The organism is Sorangiineae bacterium MSr11954 (assembly GCA_037157815.1).
Taxonomy (GTDB): domain Bacteria; phylum Myxococcota_A; class Polyangia; order Polyangiales; family Polyangiaceae; genus Pendulispora; species Pendulispora albinea.
Map to the genome: position 1 here is coordinate 9,122,831 of CP089984.1, position 22,219 is coordinate 9,145,049.

Annotated in this window: 12 protein-coding genes; 9 read left to right on the plus strand and 3 right to left on the minus strand. The window is 67.9% G+C overall.

Going from position 1 to position 22,219, the window contains the following annotated elements; all coding sequences use genetic code 11:
* The first annotated feature begins 150 nt into the window (after positions 1–150).
* The 5 genes from LZC94_35630 to LZC94_35650 all read left to right on the plus strand — a co-directional run bounded on the left by LZC94_35630 (position 151) and on the right by LZC94_35650 (position 14,068).
* Positions 151–1,170, plus strand: a complete 1,020-nt coding sequence (locus LZC94_35630; protein WXB13164.1) for a WGR domain-containing protein — start codon at positions 151–153, stop codon at positions 1,168–1,170.
* Entirely contained in the window at positions 1,167–3,902 is a 2,736-nt protein-coding gene (locus LZC94_35635; protein WXB13165.1) for a hypothetical protein, read from the plus strand. The genes LZC94_35630 and LZC94_35635 overlap by 4 nt, the downstream gene beginning before the upstream one ends.
* Positions 3,902–10,420, plus strand: a complete 6,519-nt coding sequence (locus tag LZC94_35640; GenBank protein WXB13166.1) for a HEAT repeat domain-containing protein — start codon at positions 3,902–3,904, stop codon at positions 10,418–10,420. The genes LZC94_35635 and LZC94_35640 overlap by 1 nt, the downstream gene beginning before the upstream one ends.
* Positions 10,417–12,249 carry an SWIM zinc finger family protein gene (locus tag LZC94_35645; protein WXB13167.1) on the plus strand — a complete coding sequence of 611 codons (1,833 nt, stop codon included), beginning with the start codon at positions 10,417–10,419 and terminating at the stop codon, positions 12,247–12,249. Before LZC94_35640 ends, LZC94_35645 begins: the two co-directional genes overlap by 4 nt.
* Positions 12,250–12,616: 367 nt before the next feature.
* Complete coding sequence (locus LZC94_35650) at positions 12,617–14,068, plus strand: reverse transcriptase family protein (GenBank protein ID WXB13168.1); 1,452 nt, start codon at positions 12,617–12,619, stop codon at positions 14,066–14,068.
* Here the strand turns inward: LZC94_35650 and LZC94_35655 are convergent.
* Entirely contained in the window at positions 14,040–14,642 is a 603-nt protein-coding gene (locus LZC94_35655) for a WGR domain-containing protein (protein ID WXB13169.1), read from the minus strand. The genes LZC94_35650 and LZC94_35655 overlap by 29 nt on opposite strands.
* A gap of 121 nt (positions 14,643–14,763) precedes the next feature.
* Positions 14,764–15,360, minus strand: coding sequence for a DJ-1/PfpI family protein (locus LZC94_35660; protein WXB13170.1), 597 nt, complete (start codon positions 15,358–15,360; stop codon positions 14,764–14,766).
* 44 nt (positions 15,361–15,404) lie between these two features.
* Between LZC94_35660 and LZC94_35665 the strand changes: the two genes are divergently transcribed.
* Complete coding sequence (locus tag LZC94_35665; GenBank protein WXB13171.1) at positions 15,405–16,757, plus strand: PLP-dependent aminotransferase family protein; 1,353 nt, start codon at positions 15,405–15,407, stop codon at positions 16,755–16,757.
* 11 nt (positions 16,758–16,768) lie between these two features.
* Here the strand turns inward: LZC94_35665 and LZC94_35670 are convergent, their stop codons facing one another.
* Complete coding sequence (locus LZC94_35670) at positions 16,769–17,452, minus strand: antibiotic biosynthesis monooxygenase (GenBank protein WXB13172.1); 684 nt, start codon at positions 17,450–17,452, stop codon at positions 16,769–16,771.
* Positions 17,453–17,731: 279 nt separating this feature from the next.
* Here LZC94_35670 and LZC94_35675 point away from each other — a divergent pair, with 279 nt between their 5' ends.
* The 3 genes from LZC94_35675 to LZC94_35685 all read left to right on the plus strand — a co-directional run bounded on the left by LZC94_35675 (position 17,732) and on the right by LZC94_35685 (position 21,326).
* Positions 17,732–19,267 (plus strand): hypothetical protein, encoded by a 1,536-nt coding sequence (locus tag LZC94_35675; GenBank protein WXB13173.1) that lies wholly within the window; start codon positions 17,732–17,734, stop codon positions 19,265–19,267.
* Positions 19,268–19,316: 49 nt separating this feature from the next.
* Complete coding sequence (locus LZC94_35680; GenBank protein ID WXB13174.1) at positions 19,317–20,645, plus strand: amidohydrolase family protein; 1,329 nt, start codon at positions 19,317–19,319, stop codon at positions 20,643–20,645.
* Between the two features lie 312 nt (positions 20,646–20,957).
* Positions 20,958–21,326, plus strand: a complete 369-nt coding sequence (locus LZC94_35685) for a hypothetical protein (GenBank protein ID WXB13175.1) — start codon at positions 20,958–20,960, stop codon at positions 21,324–21,326.
* The last annotated feature ends 893 nt before the right edge of the window (positions 21,327–22,219 follow it).

Genomic DNA, 22,219 nt, shown 5'->3' on the forward strand with positions numbered 1-22,219 from the left:
CTCCTCGGGAGCCGACGCAATGCGGGCGGAGGTCGCCGCGCGCGGGGAGTCACCGCCGACATGATATTCGGGACGATAACGTCGTGCGCACGGATGGAATTCGGTGCTTGCAAAACGATTGTGGCTCGGGAAGTATATCGTCGATATTCAATGGCCATTCGCCGACTCGAGAACGAAGACGAGGAGAAGTTCTGGGAGGCGTGGATCAAGGATGGTTTGATCTTCTGCTACCGGTACGGAAAACTCGGGTCGGCTGGCCATACGAAGCTCAAAAAGTTCAAAACACAAGCCGAGGCCGAGGACGAGCTCGCGAAGAAACTCGAGGAGAAGTTGGCCGAGGGCTTCTCGGAAGTCGGCGATGACCAAGGCGCCGCAGCGGCCAGCGCGGACGCAAACGAAGAAGAGGACGACGGCGACGCGGCGGGTGACGAATCCGCCGATAAAGGAGACGGCACCGCGCGGGGAGCGACACCTGCCGATTCGGCCGTCGAAGAAATACCGATTGCGGCTCGTTTCGTGCCACGCGCCGATTTGACGGGGAAAACGAACGCGGGGGACATCGAGGCCGCGCAATGGGCGCTCACCCGGCTCGCGCAGAGCGTTGGCAACCGAAGTTGGCAGATCGCGCACACCGCGCGCAAAGCTCGTAAGGCGCTCGGGCGCGTTGCGGGGATCGACCCGAAGGCTCATGCCGCCCTGGGGCAGGTGTTCGACCAGGTGATGGGGCTCGTCGTCGCCCCCGAAAAGCGGCTCTCGCTGGAATGGGCGTTGGGGCTCCTGTGGGAGCTCGATGCGGCCGCGTTCGAGCGGGCCGTTCGACAGTGGCAAACGACCACGCAACCATCGGCGGCGTCCGCCGCGCTGGAGGTTTTGGGTGCGCTGCTCGAGGCGGTCGAGCCCGAGGTTGCCTTGCAAGTGGGCGCGGCGCTGCTCGAGAGGCGCCTCCCGCCCGCAGCGTGGCGGCGGCGGTTCGAGAAGGTTCGACCGGGGTTCATCGCGGCGCTCCGGAAGAAGGGAAAGAATGGGAAGAAAGCGATGGGGCTCGACGTATTTCTCGATAGCTTGCTCCATTCTTCCAAGCTCTCGCAGGTTTCGTCGGCAGACGGCAGTTTAGACCGCGATCCCATCGTTCGAGCGCGTATCCAATACGCACGTGAGATGGCATCGTGAGCGCAGCCGGCCCCATTTCGATGGACGACCTTCGACGCCTCGCCGAGGCCGAGGCGCCGGATCTCGTCCAAGCCATCCTCGCGCTGCTCGAGCGCGAGGAGGAGCAGAGCGAGCGCGCAAATGAGGACGAGCACTCCGCCGATCGTATGACGGTGGATACGCTCCGCGCGGCGCTCGATCAGGCGGCCCGCCTGCAGGACAAAGGGCGGCGCCAGGCGGACGCGCACGAAGCGTGGAAGCGTTACTTGGGGCAGCCCGAATCGGGTATTGCCCAGCAAATTCAGCTCGCGGATCTCATCGTTGCGCTTTATGAGCGGGGCAGCGGGCCGGCGCGCGCGGCCATCGTCGAGCTCGCGCGGGAGGCTCCGCTCGTTTATGGCATTTGGGGCGGGCTCAAACGCGTTTACAAGCTCGCCGAGAAGAACCTCGACGCGGAGATTTTTGGCGCCCTGGCGGTTCGATTCGATTGCGAAGCCCACGACATGGGCGCGGGTGCGCGGGACGTCAAGCGCGGCACCCTCGTCTATTTGCAGCGGCGAGCGTGGCGGTTCTTGCGGCAGCTGGGGAAGGCCGTCCCCGAGCTCTATCCGCAGTTCTGCGTCGAGGTCCTGCGCGCGTATCCGCTCGATACGGACTCGGATGTGCGCATCGCGGATGCGATTGAGCATCATCCGGCCAAGAAATGGGGCGCCCCCAAGAACCTCCCCAAGACGAAGAAGTTCCGCGTTCCCTATCGCGAAGCTTGGGAGGCCAGCGCGGATCCCTTGATGCTCCTGCTCGAAACGTGCCAGGCGGATTTTGCGGCCAGCTTTGCCATCTTGGGGCTTCGCGAGCTTTTTCCAGATGCCTTGCGAAAGGTCACGCCGGAGTGGCTTGGGCGCCTTGCCTTTCGCCCGCTCACATCGGCGCACGAGTTCCTGGTGGAGACCTTGGATGCGTCGCCGGAGTTCCACCAAGGAAAGCTCAAAGGCATTGGCTTGCACGAGCCGGTGCTCGCGCTGCTGGTATCGCCCTCGGCCAAGGCGCGCAAATATGCCATCGAGTATGCGCGCGGGCACGCGGCCGATATGCCCCCCGAGCGCCTCATCGAGCTGCTCGAAAAGGCGGGGAGCAGCTACTCCGATACGGCGAAGTTTGCTGCCAGCTCGATCATGGGGCGAAGCCCGCGTCAGCTCGGCATCGCGGTGTTGGGCCGGCTCATCGCCTTCGACGAGACGCGCAAATGGGCCGCTGCGGCGCTCGAGACCGAGTTCGAGCGCAAAGAGCTGGACGAGACCTTCTTCCTCGACATGCTCTATTCGCAGGACTACGACCGCGCCCAGTGGGCCACGCGCTACTTGGAAAAGAAGTTCAAGCGCGACGAGCTGCCGCTCGCCCTGTGGATCCGGGTGCTCGACGATCCCCGCGCGCGCGACGACGACGGCACCGTCGTCGAGTGGGCGATGGAGCAGCTGTCGAAGTTTTCCGTCAAGCTGGCCCCCGGAGCCTGGATCCTCGACGCGCTGGCCCGTGAGGACATCGGATCGGAGGTCGGTGAGTGGCTCGCCAAGGCCGACGGGTTGCCACCCGAGATCGATCTCGAGCGCATCAAGGGCCTCGTCTTCGACCCGTCGCGGCGCCAGGTCGCGTTTGCGCTGCTTGGAAATCGCAAATTGGTCTCCCCCGGCGACATCGGCCTGGGGTGGCTGCTCGCCCTCGCGCGGCGCGCCGATCCGCAGCTGCACGAGTGGGCGCACCGCTACTTGTTGCAACATATGGCGCCCGTCCATTTTGCCGAGGAGAAGGGCGATGCCAAGGCAGGCATCGCGCGCCTCTTTGCCTTGGCGTTGGGCGCCAAGGAGCCGGAGGCCGTGCGCGCCTTCGCGCAAACGTATTTGCGCTGCCACCACCCGAAGCTCGGCCCCGAGCAGTCGGAGTCGAAGCAGTGGGGCATCAAGTCGCTCATCCCGCGCGGAGCTTATTCCGAGGAGCGACTCTGGCCGGCTCTCTTCGACTCCCGCGGCGACGTGCGGCGCTTTGCCGTCGCGATCACCCGGGCGGAGCTGCGTCGCTGGGGCGCGCAAACGCGCGTGTACGAGCTCGCCGAGTCGAGCGCAAAGGAAGTTCGCAACATCGCGTACGATGCGCTCGTGCAAGCGGGCGAGGCCCACGCCGATCCGGAGCTCGCCCTCACCCCCGAGGAGCTCGACCCGGTCCAAATCTTCTCCATGACCGAGAGCCGCTCGCGCGCATCGCGCGACGTCGCCATCGAGCTCATTCGAAAGCACTACGCCCGCATTGGAGGCGTGCTCCGCCTGGGTTGGCTGATGCAGAGCGCCGATCGCGAGGTGCGCTTTTTTGCCGTGCGCCTGCTCTGGGAAAAGCACCGCCCGCGCGGGGTCCCCGAGCACTGGAGACCCTCCGCAGGCGCCATCGAGCAGGCGGGCGCGTTCACCGACGCGGAGGCGCTTCGGGCGCTCCTCAAGCGGCTGCTCTTCACCGTGCCGCCGGGGCGATCCATGGAGCAGTTGGAGAGCGCCCGCGCGCGCAAGCTCCCGGCCAGCGTGGCCAAGCGAAACTTGATCGAGATCGTGCGGGATTTGGCGATTGAAGACGCTGGTTTTGCGACCATCGTGGCGCCCGTTCTCGGTGAGTTCACGGGCTCGGTCGCCAAGGGCGAGTGGCAAGCGTGTCTCTCGGCGTTGATGACCCTGAGGAGCGTTCACGGCATGGCCCTCGAGGGAGTCGTCTGATGGCGCAGTCCGTGGGGCACTTCGAGAAGGTCCGCGCGCTGGCCGCGACGGCGCGTCACCTGATGATCGGCGGCCACCGCGCCGTGACCGGGAGCGTGATCACGGTCTACGATCACGTGTCCGACAAACTCGATTACGAGATTGCCGTTGCGTCGCACGTCAACGCGCTCGCGCTCGTCCCCAACGGAAAGAGCGCGAGCGAGACGCTCATCGCAGGATGCGCGGACGGCTTCGTCCGTCTGTACAACGTGAAGGCGGGGCGCTCCTCCGAAGCGAAGGGCGCGCTCCTTCGGGAGATCCCGGCCCATACGGGCGCCTGCCATGCGCTCGCCGTTCGTGGAAACGCCATCGCGACGGCGGGGGCCGACGGTGCCCTTCGCGTGTTCGCGCTCGATGGAACGAAGAAGGGCGAGTGGCAGCTCGCTTCGCGACCCCTGCGCTCGGTGGCCATGGCCCCCGAGGCCGACGGCACCTTGGCCGCGGGCGGCGAAGACGGCGTCGTTCGCGTCCTTCGCGAAGGCGATCCGACCCTCACCTTGTCCGGCCACGATGGCGCCGTGACATGCCTTCTGTTCACCCCCGCCGATGGACGCCTCGTCTCCGGCGGTGACGATGGCACCGTTCGTATTTGGTACCTCGCCGGCGACGCCGAGTCGGAGGTGCGCAGCAAAGACGACTCGCTGCACGTAGGCGGTACGACCGCGCTCCTGTTCGCGCCCGCGAAGAGCCCGGACGACGAAGGCGAGCGGCTGATCTCCGCGGGCGCCGATGGAAAGCTGCGCGTGTGGCGCATGTCCGAACGGCGAAAGCCGCGGACCTTGAACGCCGGCTCGGAGGCGGCGCGGGCGCTGGCCTTTGCGCCCAAGGCGCGCGAAAACAGCCTCGGGACATTGTTTGCCGCGGGCGATGCGCGCACCATCTTCGGCTACGCCTTCGACGCCGAAGGGCAGCCGACCGAGAATCGCGCGCTCTGGGCGCATGGCTTCGACGTCCTCGGCGAGGCGCTCAAGGGCAAAGCGGTCGCGGTGCGCGAGAAGGCCGCCCTGGCGCTGGCCGCGCTGGAGGAGAAAGAGGCGCTCGCGCTCGTGGTGGGCGCGCTCGAGAAGGATCCCGAGGCGGCCCTGCGGGCGCGCATCGCGGCGGAGCTCGCGGCCAAAGGTCGCACCGCTGCGAAGAAGGCCATTCGCGCGCGGCTCGACGATCAAGCCAAGGACGTCCGCGCCGCGGCCCTGTCCGCGCTGCGCCTCCTCGAGGCGGACGCACCGCTCGCGCCCCTGCGCTCCGCCCTGGAGTCGCGCTTTCCCGATACGCGATGCGCGGCGCTCGAGCTCTTGCCGCCGCTGTTCGAGACGTCGCCGCTGGTCGCGGGGCTCATCGCGTCGCGTCTGGCGGACGAGGACGCGCAGGTGCGGCGCAGCGCGCTGGTCGCCCTCATCGCCACCTATCCGCAGGGCAGCCTCGCGGCGCTTCGGGCAGGCTTCGAACGGGGCCGGGCCGACGTGCGCGCCGACGCGCTCGTGCGCGGCGCCATCGCGGGGCTCTCGAACGCGGCGGAGTTCACGCCCATGGTCGGCAAGGCGCTCGACGACGAGGACGCCGACGTGCGCCGCATCGCCTTCGTGCTCACCGTCCTCGCGCGGCCGGCCCTCGCCGCCTGGCTCGAAGCCAAGGACGAGGCGTTTGGACGCGCGCTCCTCGACGTCTTCCGGCGCGCCGGTGAGCTCTCGGGCTCCGCGAAGGAGACGGCCATCGCCGAGCAACGCCAGCGGCTCCTGCCGGCGGCGAAGGAGTCGCCCAAGGCGACCCTCGCGGAGGCGGATCGCGAGCCCCTCTGCGCCGCGCTCGCGTGTCGCACACCGGACACGTGCCTCCGCGGCGCGCGCGGCCTCGCGCTCCTCGGCGATATGCGCGCGCTCGGCGCGCTCTTGACCATCTCGCGCGAGCCGGACGCCGCGCTCCGGCGCGAGGCTGCGTTCGCGTTGGTCGCGCTCTCGGATCCGCGCGCCAAAAAGCGCATCGCGTGGATGCTGAACGACTCCGAGCCCGCCGTTCGCGACGCCGCGCTCACGTGCTACGGGCAATTGGAGAGAGACCCGCTGCTCGTATCGGAGGCCGCCCTTCACGCCTCCAACGAGGACGTTCGCGTGCGCGGGCTCGATATCCTCGTCAAGGAAGGCCGGGGCAAGCCCGCGGCCGAGACCCTGCTCGGCGATTCCATCGAGGACGAGTCCCCCAAGGTGCGGAGCGAGGCCTTTCGCACGCTCTGGGCTTGGCACCAAGAGAGCCCGCTCGACCCCATCGATCGCGCCCTGTCGGCCCGCTTCCCCGATCTGCGGCTGCGCGCCGTTCAGGAGCTCACCGCCTTCGCCAAGAAGACGGGCGAGCCGCTCGTGGCGCCGTCGCTGGAGAGGCTCGCCAAGACCATCGCCGACCGCGACCAAGGCGTGGCCAGCGCGGCGTACGATGCGACCCTCGAAATCAAAGGCAAGGGCGACGCCGACACGATCTTGGCGGGCACCTCCTCGACCAACGCGCCCCTGCGCGAGAAGGCCGCAAAGAACGCGGCCAAAGCGCCGGTCGAGAAGCTTCGCAGCGCGCTGAGCCGGCTCTTGGAGGACACCGAGTCGGCCGTGCGGATCGCGGCCATCGAGTCGCTCGACGCGCTCTTGCCGTCGGAGCATGGCGCGCTGGCCATCGGCCTTCAGAGCTCCCACTTGGACCTGCGGGTGCGGGCCGCGGAGCTGCTCGCGCGCCGGCGCGAGGAGTCGATCATCGACCCGATGCAGGCGCTCCTGGCGGACAAAGAGCTCTTGCAGCGCATGCCGCCCGGCGTGATCGTCCCGCTCCGGCAACGCGCCGCGACGTCCCTGGCGAACCTCGGGGTGCCGCGCCTCTTGAAGTACTTCGCGACCATCCTCGTCAAGGACGACGATCCGATCGTGCGCGAGCAGGCCGCGCGCGGCCTCTCCAACGCGAGCCGCCGCGGCGAAGAAGGGTATCTGCTCGATTTGCTCGGGCACGAAGAGCTGGCGGTGCGCTCGTGGGCCGCGGAGGGCCTGGCCCGCCTTGGCGATGCGCGCGCCCTGCCGGTGCTCACCGGCACCCTTCGCCACGAGCATCCGCCCATCCGCGTCGGCGCGATCTTGAGCTTCGCGGCGCTCGGCCCCGAAGGCTACGGCGGGATCTTGCAAGGGCTCGAGGATCCGTCCCGTCACGTGCAGCGCATCGTGCTGTCGGTGATCCTCGCGCGCGACTTGCGCGCGTTCCGCCGCGACGAGACGCCCGATCTGCTGACCTCTGCGCTCTCGTCGCAGAGGCCCGAGGTACGCTTTACGGCGGCGCGCGCGCTGGAGCTCCGCATCGTGGCCGAGCGCTACGCCGCGTACCTCGTCGAGGTGCTGATGCCCGATCGCCCCGACAAAGCCGCCGATATGGAGCGATGGCCGGGCGAAGAGGCGCGCGCGCACTTGATGATGGGCCTGGCCGAGGCCCTGGCGGGCGAACGCCCCGAGCAGCGCTACGCGGCGGCGCAGGCGCTCCGGCTTCGCGATCGCCCCCTCGACTATTTCCGCGAGGTGCAGCGGGTGGTGGCGCCCCGATCGGTGAAGGCCCCGTGGGTGCCGGACACGCACCCCGTCGTGCCTGCGCCCGATCCCACGGTGCAGAAGAAGGGCCCGCTCGCGCTCTTGCGCCGTCTCTTTGCGGGCGGCGATGAAAAAGCGGCGGCCGAGCGCTCCTCCTCGCAAGTGCCGGCCGAGGAGCAACGCCGGCTGCGGCAGCTCGCGTTCGGCGCGTACATCGGGCTCTTGCGCCAGGCCAGCGCCGACGATGAAGCGCATCGCGTGCGGCGCGACGCCATCGAGCGCATCGTCGGCCTCTACGACGAGAAAGAGGTGTCCCTCTCGAGCGCGACCCCGGCGCTGGCGCGCGCCCTGGACGATCCGAATCACCTGGTTCGCCAGGCTGCGTTCGCGGCGCTCCGCAAGGTCTACGCGGACGATACGCCGCTGTCCTTGGCGCTTTCGTCGTCGTCGGCGGACGTGGTCAAGGCGGCGCTCGATGAGTGGGCCGCGCGGGGCGAGCCCGCGAAGGCTCACATCGCCGCGGCCCTCGATTCGCGGGTGCCCGCGGCCCGCAAGTACGCCTTCGAGCTGCTCGAGAAACTTAGCCCCAAGGGCAGCCTCGAGCCGCTCTTGGCGGCGCTGTCGAGCGAGCACGCGGACATTCGCATCGGCGTCTTGGAGCGGCTATCCACGTCGCAAGACACGCGCGTCGCGGCCGCGTTGGTGAAGGCCCTCGAGAGCGACCAAGACGATCTGCGGCTGCGCGCGGCGGAGCTCTTGGCCACGCGGCGAGACGATCGCGCCGTGGACGCCCTCGCCCCTTGGCTTCGCGCCGAGGATCCGGCGGTGGCCCAGCGGGCGCGCGATGCGCTGGTCCACCTTGGCTCGCCGGCGGCCGTGCGCGCGCTGATGACGCGGCTCGAGGATGGCGCGACGGGCGACGAGCGGTCGATCCTCGCGGCGACCATCGGCAAGGTACGCGGGCAAGGGGCGCAGGCGGCCATCGGCGCGCTGTCGAAGTTGTTCCTCGACGAAGCCGAGAACGTGCGCCTCGTCGCGTTCGCCGGCGCCATTTCCATCGTGGGACCGCGCGAGGACGCGTACCGTGAGCGCACCGAGCCCAAGCCGAAGCCGCGCGACACCGCGCTGACGAAGCAGTTTTTGGGCGCCGCCGTCCAATCGCCGTTCGCGGACATTCGTGCGCTCGGCGCGGGCGAGCTCGACGAGCTCGGCGACGGGGTCGCGGACACGTGGCTTTCGGGCCTGTTCGCGGACCGGGATCGCGGCGTGCGCACCGCGGCCGTCAGCGCGTACGCGTGGCGGGTCCAAACGAAGAACGCCCCCGAGGCCCCGCTCGAAGACGTGCTCCGCGGTGGAGCGCGCGAGACGATGCTCGCGGCCGCCGAGGCGCTGGCCTTCAAGAAGGTCGCGGCGGCCCTTCGTCCGCTGCTGCTCTTTTCACGCGCGGGGGGCGACGGCGAACGGGAACGCGCGCTCCTCGCCCTCGGCACGCTCGGCGACAAACGCGCGCTCGAAGAGCTGGAGACGATCGCCGCCGGAGGAACCGAGGATGCGCCCGCGGAGCTGTCGATGCAGACCGCCGCGCTCGAGGCTCTCGGCCGGATGGCGCCCAAGTTGGACGAGGCCGATCGCGAACGGGTCCGGGACACGGTCGAATCGCACGTCGGCGAGAAGCGGCGCGAGATGTCGGTCGCCGCGATCAAAGCTTTGCGCTGGGTGGGCGGCGAACGCTCCCGCGCGCGCATCGAGGCGGTGCTCCGAGAGCGCGGGTCGAGCGACCACGAAAAGGAAGTGGCGGCCAAGGCGCTCGGCGAGCTCGGGGACGTTCAGGCCGAAGCGACCCTCGCGCGCGCCCTCGACGACGACGACGCGTGCTGGGCGGCGCGGGACGCGCTGGAGAAGCTCTTTCCGAACGATCGACTGCGCGTCGAGTTCCTGGCGGTGGAGAGCGAAAACTCCGACATCTCGGATCCCGCCGCGGCCTATCTCGCGGACGAGGGCGACGCGGAGCGCTTGCTCGCCAAGCTGGCCAAGCTCTCGAACGAGTCGCTCCGGCTGCGCATTCGCTTCGGCCTGGCGCGCCGCGCGCAGATCGCGCCCGACGCCGTGATCGCGCTGCTCGGCGATCCGTCGCCGCTCGCGCGCGAAGGCGCCGCGTGGGTCGCGGGCGCACGCGCGCGCGCGAAAATGCTCGAGGGTCCCGCCAAGGGCGCGCTGGCCTCGGCGCTGGCGGCGGCGGCCGTGCGGGCCGGGCAGCTCTTCGCGGAGGCCGCGCGCGCGGGCAAAGAGCAGGAGCGCATCGCCGAGCTAGGTGCGTGGGTTCGTTGCCTATGGGCCGCGCGCCTCTTGGATCCGCAGACGGTGCGCCCGCACGCGCGAACGTGGCTCCTGGAGACGGCGAGCCTCTCGGCTCCGACGTCGCCGAAGGCGAGCCTGCCCGTCGAGATCCGCACCGAGGCCGCGCGCGCGCTCCGCGGTGGCAACGCCGACGATGCGGCGGCCCTCGTCAAAGCGCTTTCGGATCGCGACATCACCGTCCGCAGCGCGGCCGCCTCGGCGCTCTCCGGCGCCAAGGACGTCCTCGCCATCCGGGTCTCGCCGCACGATCCCGTGCGTCTCGGGCTCGCCGCGCGCGGCGCAGCACCGCCCAAAAACGCGCTCGCGACGGCCGGCGGACGCCGCGTCCTTTTGCCGACGGCGCTCGGCCCGCGGCGGAAAGAGACGGGCGAACTCGAGCAGCTCCGCGAGCTCGCGCGACACGACGGCGCGGAGCAGCTGCACGCCATCGCCGCCTTGGGCCGCGCGGCGACCTCCGACGCCATCGAGACCTTGCAGAAGCTCGCCTTCAAGGGCGGCACCGAGCCCGTTCGCAAGGCCGCGTATCGCTCGCTCCGTCGCGCCAAGCGCATCGCGGCCAAGGAGGCGGCGTCGTGACCATCCTGAAGCTGGCCTACAGCGCGCCCAGTGAGACCATCACCGGGCCCACCTCGTCGCGGGTCGAGCTGGCCCTCGACGGCGGACGCGGAACCATCGGCGTCATGGGCCAAGTCCGCGATCCGGAGCTCTTGCGCGACGCGATCCTCACCGCGGCCGCCCTGATGCAGAGCGACCTTCGCTACAAAGGCAAAGATCGCACGGCGTACCTCGCGCACCTGATGAAGCAGGGCAAGCGCGCGACCGCGGCCATCTGGGAAGCGCAAAAGGCGTTCCTCGAGAGCGCCTATGGCGACGAGACACCGCGCCCGCGCGGGCTCGATCCGGTGCTGACCATCGATCCGGACGAGGTCTCGCTCGAGGTGTTCTCGCGCGACGAGAGCGCCTACGCGCGGCTCGCCCTGAACAATGCGCTCTTCGAGGCCCGCGGCGCCTCCCACGGCACCACTCTCGCCGATCTGTCGCCCGCGTTCCTCGAGCAGATCGAGCGGATCCGCACGTACCAGCCGCTCGCGCTCGAAGCCTCGACGTCGCTGGTTCGAAAGAACGCCGCGCCCGTGCCGCGCGAAATCGAGGTACCCGACGCGTGGCTCCGGGGCTTTCTGCAGGTGCAATCGGCGGCCACCCTGCCCCGCGCCGTCGCGCACCTCGGGCCGGTCGATCTCTACAACGTGCTCTTTACGCTTCGCATGCACAAGGCGAAGAAGGCCCCGCGCGCGCTGCGCTTCGAGCTCGTCCCCGGGGCGCGCCCGCGCGTCGTGGTCGAGCCCTGGGAGATCGCGCTCGAGTGCCACGGCGAGCCCTTCTCCGGCAGCGCGCCGCGCATCGTTCGCATCTACGGCCGCCAGCGGCTCCAGGTGCTCGAGCGCGCCCTGCCGCACGTGACCGCGGCGCGCGTGCATTTGCTCGGCCACGGGCTGCCGTCGTTCTGGGTGCTCGACATGGGCCTGGCGCGGCTCACCGTCGCGCTCACCAGCTGGTCCGAGAGCAAATGGGCGAGCGCCGCCTCGTTCGATTCGCTCATGCCCAAGGCGAACGGCCCCGCCGCCACCTCGGCCGCCGTTTCGCTCCTCGCGCAGCGCGGCCCGCTCCCGCTGTCCGAGATCGCAAAAGCCACCGCGACGAGCCCCGAGGAGACGCGCGCCGTCCTCCAGCGCGCCTGCCTCGAAGGCCGCGTCTTGTTCGACCTCGATCGCGGCGTCTACCGCCCGCGCGCGCTCCTCGCGGAGCCCGTCGATACGGCCCGCATTCGATACGGCTCGGAGCGCGAGGCCACCGCGCACCGCCTGCTCGGAGACGGCGCCGCCCCCGCGGCGGAGATCGCGATCACGAAGATCCACACCATCGCCGGCGAAGGGCAGGAAATTTCGGGCGAGGTAAAGCACGCGCGCCGCACGTTCTCGCCGCGCTTCACGATCGACGTGGAGGGCCAAGTCCGCGAGGCGTGGTGCAACTGCCCGACCTACCAACGATCGGCGATGCGCGAAGGGCCTTGCGAGCATATGATTGCGCTGTATGTTTTCGAGAGCCGCGCGCGGGCAGAGGCCGAGCGGCTCCGCACCACGATCGAGGGCCGCAAGCTCGTTCGTGCGGAGACGCGCGTCCTCATGCGGCGCGATCCGCGCGGCGGCGCCGACGCCGTCGAGCAGGTGCGCTTGTCGCTCGACGACCGCGTCGTGCGCATCGAGCGGCGCGAGAGCGCGGGGGCGGAGGGTCGTTTTCAGCGAATGTGGTTCGATACGGACGCCGAGGCTCGCGAAGCTTATTTCGCACGCCTCGACGAGCTCGCAGACAAAGGATTCATCGACACCGAGGCTTCGACTGCATAGATTGCGGCGTCCATCCGAGGAGGAGCGGCGCCAGAAAGGACGGAGAGGAGACCGAATCAAGGAGGTTCCGAGTGAGGGTACGAGAACACCAGCCTATGCGCCTCGAGCGCAGGGGCGGTGCCGCGCCGCCCTGGAGAATCGCCACCCATTCATCGCAAGGTAGCCTGTTCTTGGCTCTCTCGTCGGGAGACCTCCTCCCGCACGAGCAGAGCTGAGACAACATCGCATCCGGTGTTCCTGCTCATGCGGGAGGAGGTCTCCCGACGGAGAGCCGGTGAGACTACCGTGCCCAAAGTAGGAAGGTGATGTTCTCGCGCCCTCACTCGGGCCCTCGTTGTTTCGTAGTTCGCACTCTCGCTATTTTCTCGTGACCGAATCCGTCGCCGCCACGCCGTTGGTCGTCCTCGACCTCGAGAAGCTCCCCGCCCCCACCGCGGACGCCACCGAGCGCGCGCGCGACCAGCGAAAGAAGCGCGCAGCCGCACGCCAGCAGGACATCGCGCGGTGGAAGGCCATCGAGGAAGCCGGCGGCAACGACGCGTGGATCGACGGCGAATTGCGCCAGAGAGGCCTCTTCGTCGACACGGATCCATCGACCTTGGCCGAGTCCGAAAAGGCCTCTTTCAAAGAGAAAAAGCGGGTCGAGGCGGTGGAGAAGCGCCGCCTCGCCAAGCTCGCCTGGAAGGCCTACCTCGCCACGCACGTCTCGCACGTGGGCTCCGGCGTCTTCTACTGCGACGACAACGACGAGCCGGCAAAGGAGCGCGACCTCCGGGTGGCGCGCGCCAAGGAGAACGGGCTGGGCGATCTGGACTCGCCCGCGTCCTTGGCCAAGGCATTGGGCATCACCGTCCCGGAGCTCCGCTGGCTCGCGTACCACCGCGAGGTGGAGTCGGCGTCGCATTACCGCTTTTGGACCATCGCCAAGCGCGATGGCTCGCGCCGTATGATTACGGCGCCAAAACCCGAGCTCAAGGCCGCCCAGCGCTGGCTGCTCCGCAATGTGTTCGAGAAGCTGCCGGTGCACGGCGCCGCACACGGCTTTTTGAGCGCGCGGTCCATCGCGACCAACGCGGCGGTCCACGCGGGCGCCCGGCTGATCGTCAAGGTCGACGTCAAAGACTTCTTCCCCACGGTGACCCTGCGCCGCATCAAAGGCATGCTGCGAAAGGCGGGCCTGCCGGAGAACGTGGCCACCCTGATCGCCCTGGTCGCCACGGAGCCCCCGCGCGACGTCGTCCAATTCCGCGGGCAAACGCTTTATGTAGCCAAAGGTCCGCGGGCGTGCCCTCAAGGCGCGCCCACCTCACCGGCGATCACCAATGCCATTTGCCGGCGCCTCGATCGGCGCATGTCCGGATTGGCGCGCATGATGGGCTTTACCTATTCGCGTTATGCCGACGATCTGGCCTTTTCGTACCACGCCGATACGCGACCGCCCGTGGGGCAGCTCCTTCACGGCGTTCACGCGATCCTGGCCAGCGAAGGGTTCCGCGTCCACGCCAAGAAGACCGCCGTGATGCGCTCGGGCATGAGCCAGCGCGTCACGGGGCTCGTCGTCAATTCGGCAGCGCGCGATGGCGTGCCGGCCGCGCGCGTCCCCCGCGATGTGGTTCGCCGGCTCAAGGCCGCGATCTTCAACCGCGAGAAGGGCCGCCCGCCCCCCGCCGGAAAGGGCGAGGAGTCCTTGGCGCAGCTCAAAGGCATGGCCGCGTTCGTCCACATGACGGACGAAAAGCGCGGCCGCGCATTTCTGGATCGCATCGCCGCGCTCGAGGCCCGCGAGGGGGCTACTTCCTCTCCACGTACCCCTTCTTGACCTTTTCGGCCACGAGCTTTTCGTATTCGGCCCGCGCCCTGCTGTCCGATTCGTACTCTTTCAAGCTTTGCTGACCATCGGCGCCTTTGCGGCCATACCGGGTCGTAAAGCCGTTTCCTACGAGCTCGATCTCCCAAAATTTGCTCGACTTGCCATCTTCGAATTCGAAGTATCGTGCGCCGGCGTCGTCGCTCGCCGAGGCGGAGGCAATCGAGGCGACGGGCGGGATAGGCGCGCTCGACGGGCTCGACGGGCTCGACGGGATAGGCGCACTGGACGCGGCCTTCGGGACGGACTTCGCCGGGGCCGGTTTTTCGGCAGGCTTGGCGGGGGCTTTCGCCGGAGCAGGTTCGTGGCCCGCGTCTTCGCCGGATACGAGCGAATAGCCCTTCTTCACCTTCTCGGCGATGAGCTTGTCATGCTCCTTCTTCGCGCGTTCCTCCGAGTCCCACTCCTTGAGGCTCATCTGTCCATCGGTGCCGATTTTTCCGTAGGTCGTCGTAAATGACGTTCCTTCCAGCGCAATTTCCCAGAACTTATTCGATGTACCTTCCCGCAGCTCGTAACGTGCCATGCGTCGTCTCTTTCGCGGATTGGCTCTTTGCGTTGCAGCGCTCGCCCGTTGAAGGACAGAACGTACGACGCGGCCGCCATTGCGCAAGACGGGCCCGGTCGGCGATCGATGGATCCGTGGATCACAGGTAGGGCGAGATGTTTCGCATCGCGCGTGCCACGTAATCGTCCTTCTCCCCGACGGGGGCGACATAGTGCAGCGCGCTCTCGGCCGCCTGGACACCCTCCAGGCGGGCGATCATCCAAGCCGCGAGGTAATGCGACGCGAGGCACCCTCCGGCCGTGGCGACATTGGCCTTGGCGAAGAGGGGCTGGTCGAGCACCTCCACGCCCGCCTCCTGGACCCAAGGTTTGGACGTCAGATCGGTGCACGCGGGGACACCGTCGAGCCATCCGAGCTTGGCCAGCACCAACGTTCCCGAACATTGCGCCGCGAGCAGCTGCCGCGCGGGATCGAACCGCAGCCGCGCCATGAGCGCGCGGTCGTCGACGACGTCGCGGGTCTTCACCCCGCTGCCCACGATGACCGCGTCCGCAGCGCTGGCCTCTTCCAGCGTGACCATCGATTCGATGACCACACCGTTCATCGAACGGACGCGCGGGGTCGGGCTCGCGATGGACACCCGCCAGTCGGACTTTTTGACCCGGTTGAGGACGCCGAGCGCGATGAGGGAGTCGAGCTCGTTGTAGCCCTCGAACGTGAGGATGGCGATATGCATCCCATCACCGTAGGACCAAGGTCCTATACAATCAAAGAATTGTCATGCATACAATCGGCATGGCGTTCTCGCGATACAAAAGCGTGGTGGACGCGTTGGCGGCCGATATCCGCGCGGGCCGGTTGCCGTCGGGCGCGAGGTTGCCGACGCATCGCCAACTCGCGGCCAGCGAGGGGCTGGCGTTGGTGACGGCGACCCGCGTCTACGCCGAGCTCGAAGCCATGGGCCTGGTGAGCGGGGAGCGCGGCCGAGGCACCTTCGTCCGCGACACCGCGCTCCCGCCTGGCCATGGCATCGATCAGCCGGCCGCGGCGCCGGACACGGTGGATCTCAGCTTCAACTACCCCGCGCTGCCCGGTCAAGCCGACATGCTGCGCCGCGCGCTGCGCGAGCTCGCGTCCTCGGGCGACCTTTCGGCCCTCTTGCGCTACCAGCCGCATCGCGGGCGGCCGCACGAGCGGGCCACGGTGGCGCGCCATCTAAAACAGCGCGGGTTGCGGATTGGCGCCGACCAAGTCCTCATCGTCAATGGTGCCCAACACGGATTGGCCGCCACCGCGATGGCCCTGCTGAAGCCCGGCGACGTGGTGGCCGTCGATGCCTTGACGTATGCCGGCTTCAAGGTGCTCGCCCGCACGCTCCGCTTGGAGCTGGCACCGCTGCCCGCCGCAGGCCACGCCACCGATCTCGACGCCCTCGCGCAGCTCTGCGCGAACCGGCGAGTCCGCGCCGTGTACACGATACCGACCTTGCACAATCCCTTGGGGTGGGTCACGCCGGCGGATCACCGTGCGCGGTTAGTTCAGATCGCGCGAAGACACGGGCTCCTCATCCTCGAAGACGCCGCATACGCCTTCCTCGCGGAGCGGCCGCCCCCTCCATTGGCCGCGCTCGCCCCCGAAACGACGGTCTACGTCTCGGGGCTCTCCAAGAGCGTCGCGACCGGTCTGCGCTTTGGATTCATCGCGGCCCCCACCTCGTGGGTGCCTGCCATCGAACGCACGATACGCGCCACCACGTGGAACACCCCCGCCGTGATGACCGCCATCGCGTGCCGGTGGCTCGACGACGGCACCGTCACCCGATTGGAGACACAAAAGCGCAACGACGCAAGGACCCGGCAATCCATCGCCCGCGACGCTCTGGCGGGACTACCTCATATCGGCCATCCCGCGTCGTACTTCCTCTGGCTCCCCCTCCCCGAGGAAGTACGCGCCGACCAAATCACCGCCGCGCTCTTGCGCGAGCACGTCTCCGTCTCCACCGCGGAGCCATTCGCCACCGCCGCACACGTACCCCACGCGCTCCGCCTGGCCCTCGGCTCGACCGATCTGGACACCTTGCGGCGCGCGCTGGACAAGGTGAAGCGCGTGGTGGACGACTACACCGATCGCTGAGCCATCACCGTTCAACGCGCGGGGCGAACGAGCCGGCGATAAAGCGTGTACCGGTCGACCCCGATACCTTGGATTCCGGCCATACCATCGAAGATACCACGTTTGCTCCCCAGCGCGCCGCCATCGAGCGCCTCTTGGTGCGCGCGTTCGCTGGTCCACTCCGCGTAGTTGAGGACGCGCGTGCCGTCGGTGCTGAAGAAGAGATGCGCGCCGAGCCCGCCCGCCAACGACGTGCCCGACGGCGGACGCGCCACGTGCGCCGCCATCGTCTCCGCCACGCGGACCTGGCGCGCGGGATCGTCGGTGGCGATGGTGACCACGACGATGCAACCCGGATATACGCCCTCCGGGCGGGGCAGGCTCGTGTGCCGCCGCGACCGAATCACGCCCAGGCGCTCGATGTTCGGGACGACACCGTCGACGCCGCGCGCGATCTCTTCACGCTGCGTGCGCGTAAAGACGCGGTGAGCCTCCTCGCTCGTCCACTGCCCGAGAAACCAAATGAGCTGACCGTCGGTGCTCAAATAGCAGTTCAGCGAAATACAATCTTCAGGCCACGGCAGACGATCCCATAGGGACATCGTCGCGTCTGCCGCCGCCCGCTGGCGCTCGCGACCTCCAACGCGCCAGGTGCTGGTGATGATGCTCGCGGCATCGGATCGGGTGAGGTCGGGGAGGGAGAGAGGGTTGGACATGAGAGTATCCTGGTCGTGGTGCGCCCAATGCGCGTCGACCATACCGTGGGACCTCGACCTAAGTTGAGGTCAAGGGTCTTCCTGCGCTCCCGATATCGAGGGACATCGAAGATAGCTCATCGCAACACCCGAACATGCGATCACGAGACATTCCACGCCACCGCGGCGGCGAATGCGAACTGGCGCGCCATGACGCGCGGAAGCCTTGCAACGCGAAGAATATCGAGTAGTAGTCGGATTACTTTGAAACTTGATATACTTTCCGGGGGAGCATCGAACGTGCTCTCGCGCCGTGCCTTTCTGGGTGGAAGCAGCATTTTGCTGCTGTCTCGTTGCTACGCGACCGCGTCTTCCGAGCGCATTCCCGTCGAGCTCGTAAGGCGCAGCACAGGCAATGGGCTCGAAGTGGTCAATCTCGGCCTGCCGCTGCCACCGGGCTTACTCGACGACGCGCGGCGCATTCGCGTGCTCGCCCCGAACGGCCGGGAGTTGCCGTCGGTGGCGCGGGAGATCGAAGCGTGGCCGCTGGATGCGTCCTTGCGCGCCGCGCAGGTGCAGACTGCAATCGATTTTGGCGACGCGCAACGGCTCCAAATCGAGATCGTGACGGGAGAGCTCCCCGAGGCCAGGCGGCAGCTCGTGCCCATCGAGGACACGCTACTCGACCCGGAGGGGCTCACCGGACCGCGGGTCCTGCCGCTCTTACCCGCCGAGTGGCTTTGCCGATCGGGAGTCGGCGGCCCCCAGGTGCCCGCGGCCCGTTCGGGCGCCTATGCGGCCTACGACGCCGCCGTGGAGCGCAACTTCCCCGGCTCGCTCCGGTACGTCGATAGCAAGGTTTTCAGCACGTGGCTCTTCGACCGACCGAGCACGTGGTACAAACAATACGTCCGAACGGGCGACGGCAAGTTCTTGGACGCCGCGTACCGCGCGGCCAACTTCGTGCGCCTGCAGACGGAGCTCGAGGGGCCGGACGCCGGGATCTTCAAGCTGAAGGGCCGCGATCTCAAATACGTCTATCCGCAATCGATGCACCTTCACTCGTTGTTGACGGGTGATCCGCGCGCGCGGGTGGCGGCCGACAGGATGGCGCGATTCTGCCTTACGCGCTGGGACCCGTGGTACCGGCCGGAGCGATACACGGAGCCGCCGGTCGACGTCGATCCCGAGCAGGACCGCCCCTTTTGGACCACGCGCCACGCGGCGATATCGCTCCTCGGCATCGCGCACGGATGGGAGATGTCCGGAGACCTGGCCTACCTCCGCACGATCTACGAGCATATCAATGCACTTTACACGCATCAACGGCGGCCGCCCGACGGCCACGCCGCCGACGGCTCCTGGCGGCAAAATTGGGCGCTGTACGATCCGAGCGAGACCCGCCTGCCGGGGGCAACGTCGCCGTGGATGACGGCGATCTTGGTCGCGGCCCTCTCGCACGCGTGGCGCATCACGTCCGATCCGCGCATCCCGGACATGATCGTGCGCTGGTGCGAGTTCCTCGACCGCAAGGGGTTCCAGCCCAGCGGGGTCCCTTATTACGTCGTCGATTGTCTCGGGGCGGACTCTTTGCCGGCGCCGCCCGGTGACCCGGCCGAGTCCACCTCCGCGCATTGTATGGAGATCGCATACAGCCTGGCCATGGGCATCTATTTCACGCGCGATCCCGAACAGCGGAGTCGCTTTCGGAGGCGGTTCGACGATCAGCTCGCGCGCGCCGTCACCTTGAACCTGAACGCCCCGCCGCGCGCCTACAACTGGGCGTTTCACGCCTCCAGCGAGCTCGTAGCGAGGCTCCAATCCGTCGATCCGTGACCGCGCAGGCACGGCTGCACGAGCTCTCTCCCAAACGAAATTGGAGACGATGATGAAGAAGATCCATTGGTTGAGCGCCGCCGCGATATCCGCCTTCATCGGCATCGCGGCCGCCGGCTGCCAGGGCGGAGACCCCGCCGATGACGGGAAGCGAACGTCGCTCGGGTTGCACGAGGTCAACCCCGTCCCCTCCGGCGATCCCTCGAAGCCCGTCGCCGTCGTGGGGGCGACGCTCATCGATGGGCGTGGCAACCCGCCCGTCGAGGACGCGGTCGTCCTCGTGCGCGGGGACCGCATCCTGGCGGCGGGCTCCAAGGAGCGCGTGCGGGTCCCTGCGGACGCCGAGATCGTCGACGCGCACGGGCTCACGCTGTTGCCCGGCTTGATCGACGCGTTCTTCACGATTGACGGGGACAACGAGCTCCCTTCGCTCTTTCTCCAGCATGGAATCACCGCCGTGCGCGATCCGGGCCAATGGATCGAAGCCTACGACGTACCGCGCGGCTCGAACGTCCCCATCCCGCGGCTCTTTCTCACGGGCCCGCACCTCGACTCCCCGCCCCCTGCCTATCCGACCGACTCGTTCATCGTCCGCGACGGCGAAGAGGCGGAGATCGCCGTCAACCGCTTCGTGGACCAGGGCGCGTCGGCCATCAAGGCGTATTTTCGTCTCCCCGTCGGCTTGATCCGGAGCGTCGCCGATGCGGCGCACGCGCGGGGCGTCCCCGTCACGGCCCACCTCGAAATCGTGGACGCGCGCGACGCCATCCGCGCGGGGGTCGACGGCATCGAGTTCGTCACGTCGTTCGGCCCCTCCCTGCTCCCCACGCGCGAAGCCGAGAAGTATCGCCAGGCGGTCATCGCCGACAACAAAGCGCGCTCCGAAGGGCGTTATCAGGTGTGGAGCTCGGTCGATTTGAGCTCTCCGCGCGTCGGCGAGGTGCTCGGCCTCCTGGCAACGAAAGGAACGTATTTCGTCCCCGGCCTCGAGGCCTTCGAGCGCCGGCCGGGCGATGACCAGACGACCGAAGCTCACGTGCGCGCATTTCGAAATATGCTCGCCTTCGTGGGGCAAGCCCACGCGCGCGGCGTGCGCATCGCCGTCGGCTCGCACTCGTCGGGACCGCATGGTGAGCGTGGCTGGGGATATCAGCACGAGCTCGAGCTTTTGGTGGAGAGCGGCATGAGCCCGATGGATGCCATCGTCGCGGGGACCTCGCGCAACGCCCAATTCTTTCACGCCGACGATCGGCTCGGGAGCATCGAAAAGGGCAAATCGGCCGATCTCGTCTTGCTCGAAGGGGATCCCCTCCAAAACATCCGCGCCATGCGCAATATTCGCCGCGTCATGTTGAATGGGCGGTGGGTTACTCCCTAGCCGCCGCGCTTTGGCGCCTTCGGCGGGCGCACGCCGAATCGCCGGATCCAGCTCTTCGGCGGCCCAGGTGCGACGGAGCCCCCGCCATGCGCCAGCCCGCCGATCGAGCCGACATCGACGCCTCGAAGCGGCGCCTCGTGCTCGCGTCAGCTGGGTCTGGTGACCGCCAGCAAAATACCGCGGTCAGCAATTTGGCAATCCCGTTCTCCCAGAAGAACGGCATCCCGTCGACGGCCGCGAGAAAGAGTCGGAGTCCAGCCCACTCCCGAACGAGATGACGGCGCGTGTGTTCCAGCGCCTCTCCCAGGACGAATGGCAAACCTCCCTCGCGCCTCCGACGCGTACGTCTCCAAGACCGACGAGGCGACGGCAGCCGAGGTGAGCGCGTCCTCCACGCGCTTCGTGCGCGGCTTGGGGCTCTGGCCTGGGGAGTGCGAGAACGCGCTCTGGCTCGCCAAGCTGGGGCTCTCCAGCGGGCGCCCGGCGGAGGCGGCCGACCCGCTCACCCTCGACACGTCGTTCGTCGCGGTGGACCCGGCCGCGGACCAGCTCGTAACCCAGGTGAACGAGGTGCTGTCCAAACCTCGCCTGTTGGGGCCCATCCCCAGCGCCCTCGGTTCGATCCGCGATCCTCGGGCAGCGCGCGGAAAACGCCACTTCGCCAGCTTCGATGTTATATGAACCTCGAACGACCTATCCAAGCTCGAAGGAGCGATAGTCGAACGGCGATGCAACCTCGCCGCACGAACAAAGCTCCGCCGGCGCTCTTGTGCGATATCGCGTTTCCGGCTGACCATGCTTGAGAAACGGACTTGGTGCGATAGGGATCACGCTCGAAACCGCGGCGTCCGACCGATTGAGCGCCGCTTCGCTCGAGCCTGCGGGAAAGCGCGATCCATCGATGATGCGCAGCCGCAAAACGCGCCAGGGTACCTCGTTGCATCGCGTCCAAGCGGGTAGACGCATTCGCATCGCGGCGCGCCGGATCGCATGGAGCTCGTCGCTCGCACCTACGGTTACGATCCTCACGTGAGCGGATATTGACGGTTCGCGATCATGTCTTCCCCGTCGCACGTGACGTCAATATTATGGCGGAAATTCCAGGCGAACGGACGATCCGTAGGTCGCGAAGTCGGATACGGAGTCGAATCGTAACGTGATTCGTGACGGCGTTCGCGCATCGTTCATCGTTCGACATCGCCCTTGGAGCCTCAAGGAAGCGCTCTCGACGACGCTCCTCGTGCGCTGCGCCGCCCCCGCGCGAGCATCCGCGATGCCCTTGCGAAAGCGCAATCCGAAGCTAGAAATAGGTAGCTCGGATCGGCGGCCGAAACTCGCCGCATCCGGCGCGGTCATTCCGTAAAAGTCGCTATTCCAGCGAAATTGATATTAAGGAATTGGATTGAATGGCAATCAACGCCGGCTTCGATGTCGTGCGCACGTCGGATTGAAAAGCGCCGTCGCTCAGCCAAAACTTTCCAACGGCCAATGCGTTCATTGGAAGGAGATGGTCATCCTGAGCGTCAATAGAGCGGGGGCGCGATCCGACGCGCGCCTCCATCACCGGGGGGGGT

Excerpts from the sequence above, each read along its gene's own strand:
- LZC94_35630 (WXB13164.1), top strand. The coding sequence starts at position 151 with ATGGCCATTCGCCGACTCGAGAACGAAGACGAGGAGAAGTTCTGGGAG.
- LZC94_35640 (WXB13166.1), top strand. The coding sequence starts at position 3,902 with ATGGCGCAGTCCGTGGGGCACTTCGAGAAGGTCCGCGCGCTGGCCGCG.
- LZC94_35655 (WXB13169.1), bottom strand. The coding sequence starts at position 14,642 with ATGGCACGTTACGAGCTGCGGGAAGGTACATCGAATAAGTTCTGGGAA.
- LZC94_35660 (WXB13170.1), bottom strand. The coding sequence starts at position 15,360 with ATGCATATCGCCATCCTCACGTTCGAGGGCTACAACGAGCTCGACTCC.
- LZC94_35665 (WXB13171.1), top strand. The coding sequence starts at position 15,405 with ATGCATACAATCGGCATGGCGTTCTCGCGATACAAAAGCGTGGTGGAC.
- LZC94_35670 (WXB13172.1), bottom strand. The coding sequence starts at position 17,452 with ATGTCCAACCCTCTCTCCCTCCCCGACCTCACCCGATCCGATGCCGCG.
- LZC94_35680 (WXB13174.1), top strand. The coding sequence starts at position 19,317 with ATGATGAAGAAGATCCATTGGTTGAGCGCCGCCGCGATATCCGCCTTC.
- LZC94_35685 (WXB13175.1), top strand. The coding sequence starts at position 20,958 with ATGGCAAACCTCCCTCGCGCCTCCGACGCGTACGTCTCCAAGACCGAC.